This is a genomic window from Oceanobacillus locisalsi (assembly GCF_042675985.1).
GTDB classification, from domain to species: Bacteria; Bacillota; Bacilli; order Bacillales; family Amphibacillaceae; genus Oceanobacillus; species Oceanobacillus locisalsi.
In genome coordinates this window covers 1-1,530 of the sequence record NZ_JBHTKK010000057.1, presented here as the reverse complement: position 1 = coordinate 1,530, position 1,530 = coordinate 1, and the positions used below count along the sequence as shown (strand labels likewise).

General features: G+C 37.6%; 1 protein-coding gene. It reads right to left on the bottom strand.

Annotation, left to right across the window (positions count from 1 at the left end):
* Nucleotide 1: 1 nt before the first annotated feature.
* On the bottom strand, nucleotides 2–1,363 hold the full coding sequence (locus ACFQ19_RS20190; RefSeq protein ID WP_379594660.1) for an IS4 family transposase: 1,362 nt from the start codon (nucleotides 1,361–1,363) through the stop codon (nucleotides 2–4).
* Between the last annotated feature and the right edge of the window lie 167 nt (nucleotides 1,364–1,530).

Here is a 1,530-nt window from a genome sequence, read left to right as displayed (position 1 = left end):
CTCAACTTTCGCACACTGAAATAGACATGTAACCCTTGATATAGTTAGGTAAACCTGCCACCCATTGTTGTACTTGACTTTTTATTAATTTTTGAATTGCTTTATTGGTATGTTGAATGGCATCATCAAGAATCTCGATTAATTGCTGTAAAACGACAGCCCAATCCAATTCATCGATTTCATCACATAACTCATAAAATAAGCCGCCTAACGTTCGATCATCTGTGTTACAACGATTTTGCCAAGAAAGCACGATATACCTTGTAAATACAATGGTTGTATGGCTGATAAGGGCATCGTAAGACCGGCTTTGGAATTCTTTTTGTAGATTCAAAAGCGATTTGGTTGTCTTAAAAAAGACTTCAATATCCCAGCGCATTCCATAGATACGAATGATTTCTTGATCACTAAGCGTACAATCCGTACTCAAAACAGCGAGCCAATCGCTCTTTTTATTACGATTACGCACAAATACCACTTTGACAGGGATACCATTGGCTTGTGTTGTATGAATCGAACGAAGGATACTTTTCTTACCGGATGCCGGCTTCGCGAGACGATAAAGTTCTTTTAAGCTGACACGTTTGCCATCTATCAGATAACGTTGTTTTAAATTTTTTACCATGCCAATCACATCAAGTCCTTGTTCTTTAATATCCTTGATAAGAGGTGGCTGTGTGAACCAGGAATCCATCAACACATAAGAAGCATCCATCCCAGCATTCAAGGCACGCTGAAGCATATTTGGAATTTGTTCTGGTGCTGTTTGTAAAGCTTCTTGGCGGCGTTGATATCCGGAACTGCGTTTGTCAATGTCTTTAGAAATACCGTTGATTTGATGCTTTTTCGAGCTTAATAAAGAGAAGTCAACAGGGATAAAAGTTGCGCCATCGGACCATCCCAAAGTTAACATACGGAATCCTTTATAAAACTTCATCTTTTGAGAAGCATGATCAAAACATCGAGCTAAAAGTTCTACTTTCTTACTTCGGTTTCTGTCATAGGAAGAATCATCGAGAATAAATACTTTGGGACGATGATGACTCGTAAAGGTAGATATTTTTGAAATGACAAAAGAAGCCAAGGCAGTCAAGAAACGGCGCCAGTTAAAAGTAGACTTGTTTAAAAAACGATAAACCGTATCTTTGGCTGGAAGATCGGAAGACTTTTTACTATCCAGCATACGGAACCAGTTCTTATGCTCAAAGATAAGCCGAAAGATTAATTGAAAAATATAAGCACTGGAAAAGCCAAAAGACTTGGTAATTCCAGCGTTACGCAAGTGTTTTAGAATACCTAATTCTTTAAATACAGATTTTATTTCAGTTGGCAGTTGCTTATTTGGATCATTATTCGCTATCATAATAGGAGACACCTCTTCTGTTTGGGTAGTGATTCTGGACAAATCAACTATACCAAATGGAGAGGTGTTTTTCTTGTTTGAAATACTTTGTCAAGGAACCTATTACAGTAACTACGAGCACTAGAGTCTCTTGATTTTATTAAATTTTTCTAGGTGCGAAAGTTGAG

Excerpts from the sequence above, each read along its gene's own strand:
- ACFQ19_RS20190 (WP_379594660.1), bottom strand. The coding sequence starts at position 1,363 with ATGATAGCGAATAATGATCCAAATAAGCAACTGCCAACTGAAATAAAA.